Origin of the sequence: Streptomyces sp. NPDC046881 (assembly GCF_040645015.1) — a bacterium.
Taxonomy (GTDB): domain Bacteria; phylum Actinomycetota; class Actinomycetes; order Streptomycetales; family Streptomycetaceae; genus Streptomyces.
Genome location: NZ_JBEYXJ010000224.1, coordinates 1 through 2,611 on the forward strand (window position 1 = coordinate 1; position 2,611 = coordinate 2,611).

The window sequence follows — 2,611 nt, forward strand, 5'->3', positions numbered from 1 at the left end:
TACCCGCAGGGCCCTGTGGCTGCTGGTCGCCGGGACCATGGTCATGGCACTCGGAGACCAGTTCGACGGAACGGCACGCCTGCGGACGGGGCTGCGAGGTGCTCAGTCGGCCGTGCTGCCGACCAGTTCCCTCTCCTCGGCCTTCGCTTCCGGCGTCTCCGCCTCGCGGCGCGGCAGCAGGACGGCCACCAGGACCGTGCCGACGCCGAGGATCACCGCGCCGACCAGGCTGGTGTGGGCGACCGCGTCGGAGAAGGCGGAGCCGACCGCGTCGGCCATCTGCCGGGCGCCGGCGGCCAGTTCGCCGGCCTGCTGCTTGAGCTGCGCGGCCTGCTGCGGGTCGCCCGCCTGCTGGGCCCGCGCGGCGGCCTGCTGCGCCTTCTCGCCGATGCCCTGCGCGACGGCGTACCCGGCGCCGACCGAGTCCTGCGCGGTGTCCAGGGCGCTCGCCGGGAGCTTGCTGCCGGCGGTGGCGTCGGAGAGATGGTCGCCGTAGGAGGTGGCGAGCAGCGAGCCGAGGAGGGCGATGCCGAGCGAGCCGCCCAGCTCCAGCGAGGTGTCGTTGACGGCGCCGCCGACGCCCAGCTCGGACTCCGGGAACGCGCCCATGATGGCGTCGGTGCAGGGCGAGAGGGCGAGGCCGATGGCGAGGCCCAGGATGACCAGGGGCGCCACGAAGTCGCCGTAGCCGGAGCCGGCGTCCACCCGGGTGAGCAGGGCGAGGGCGGTCGTACCGCCGACCATGCCCGCGCTGACGGTCCACTTCATGCCGACGCGCGGGGTCAGGTAGCCGGTCAGGGCCGAGCCGACGAAGACGGCGCCGGCGAGCGGCAGCATGCGCACACCGGTCTCCAGGGCGTCGTAGCCGAGGACGAACTGCAGGTGCTGGGTGAGGTAGTAGAAGGCGCCGAAGACGGCGAGGAAGAACAGGGCGACGGCGAGGTTGGAGCCGGCGAACCGGCGGCCGGCGAAGCGGCGCACGTCCAGGATCGGACGCGGGTGGCGCAGCTCCCACAGGACGAAGGCGACCAGGCCGGCGCCGGCGACGACGGCCGCCCCGACGGCCTTGGGGCCCCAGCCGAAGTGCGGGCCCTCGATGATCATGTAGACGAGCGCACCGGTCCAGAGCACCGACAGCAGTCCGCCGACGTAGTCGATGCGGTCGTGGTGGCCGGCCTTGGACGGCGGTACGAGGACGAAGGCGCCGACGATCGCGACGGCCGCGATGGGCACGTTGATCAGGAAGGTGGAGGCCCAGCCGTGATCGCGCAGCAGGGCGCCGGCGACCACCGGCCCGGCGGCGATGGCGAGCCCGGCGGTGGCGGTCCACAGCGTGATCGCCTTGGCCCGCTCGGCGCGCGGGAAGGTCGCGGCGAGCAGGGAGAGGGTGGCCGGCATGATCAGCGCCGCGCCGACGCCCATCACGGCCCGGGCCGCGATGACGGTCGCGGAGCTGTCGGCGAGGTAGCCGAAGACGGCCCCGCCGCCGAACACCACCAGGCCGAGGACGAGCGCCCCGCGCCGGCTGTACTTGTCGCCGATCGCGCCGAGCAGCAGCATCAGCGCCGCGTAGGGCACGGTGTAGCCGTCGATCACCCACTGCAGGTCGGCGCTGGAGAGCCCGAGGTCCTTCGTCATGTCGGGGGCCGCGACGGTGAGGGCGGTGTTCGCCATCACGATGATCAGCAGGCTGAGGCAGAGCACCAGGAGCGCCCACCAGCGCCGGGCGTAGGGGCGGTCCGTCCTGTCGACCGGTTCGGTCATGACGAGTCGCATGGCAGGGGTCGCCTTCCTCGGGTACGCGACGGAACTTGCACAGTGGCGTGCAATTGCACAACGGTGTGCAATGTACGTTGTTGCACAGCACTGTGCAAGCCGAGCCGGGAAGGGTGCGGGAAGGCACAATGACCGCCATGACCACGGGTAGCACCAGCCGCGCCGACGCCAACCGGCGCCGCATCCTCGACGTCGCCCTCGCCGAACTGCTGCGCGACCCCGACGCCTCCATGGACCAGATCGCGCGCGCCGCGGGCGTCGTACGGCGCACGGTCTACGGCCACTTCCCCAGCCGGGAAGCGCTGATCAGCACCCTGGTGGACGGGGCCGTGGAGGCGCTGGCGGACGCGGACGCGCACGCCCGCGCCGGGGTCACCGACCCGGCGGAGGCGGTGGCCCGCTCGGTGCTCGCCCTGTGGCCGATCGCCGACCGCTACCGGCTGCTGATCGCCCTGGCCCAGCGCACGGTCACCGTGCAGGGCATCCGCGACCGCCTCGCACCGCTGCGCGAGGACAAGGTCCGCCTCCTCCAGCGCGGCCTGGACGAGGGCGCCTTCGCCTCCCCGCTGCCCGCGCCGGCCCTCGCCTACGTGCACGAGCAGATGCTGTTCGCGGTGATGGAGGCGGTGAACGACGGCCTCCTGGCAGCCGAAGAGGCGGGCCGCTCCGCCACGGTCGCCGTGCTGACCGCGGCGGGCGTACCCGCCTCACGGGCCACCGAGCTGGTGGCCGGAGTGTCGTAGGTCCCCTGCGGGAACACCCCTGCGAACAGAGGGGGAAGCCTGCGCAGGAAAGCAGAAGCCGGGCGGCCGGGTCACGGGGGAAGACTCGGCCG

General features: G+C 73.3%; 2 protein-coding genes. One reads left to right on the forward strand and one right to left on the reverse strand.

Annotation, left to right across the window (positions count from 1 at the left end; genetic code table 11):
- Positions 1-102 precede the first annotated feature (102 nt).
- Entirely contained in the window at positions 103-1,776 is a 1,674-nt protein-coding gene (locus tag ABZ923_RS41120) for an MFS transporter (protein WP_361483516.1), read from the reverse strand.
- Between the two features lie 128 nt (positions 1,777-1,904).
- Here ABZ923_RS41120 and ABZ923_RS41125 point away from each other — a divergent pair, with 128 nt between their 5' ends.
- Positions 1,905-2,519: a TetR/AcrR family transcriptional regulator gene (locus ABZ923_RS41125; protein WP_361483519.1), complete on the forward strand. Its 615-nt coding sequence runs from the start codon at positions 1,905-1,907 to the stop codon at positions 2,517-2,519.
- Positions 2,520-2,611: the final 92 nt, after the last annotated feature.

Excerpts from the sequence above, each read along its gene's own strand:
- ABZ923_RS41125 (WP_361483519.1), top strand. The coding sequence starts at position 1,905 with ATGACCGCCATGACCACGGGTAGCACCAGCCGCGCCGACGCCAACCGG.
- ABZ923_RS41120 (WP_361483516.1), bottom strand. The coding sequence starts at position 1,776 with ATGCGACTCGTCATGACCGAACCGGTCGACAGGACGGACCGCCCCTAC.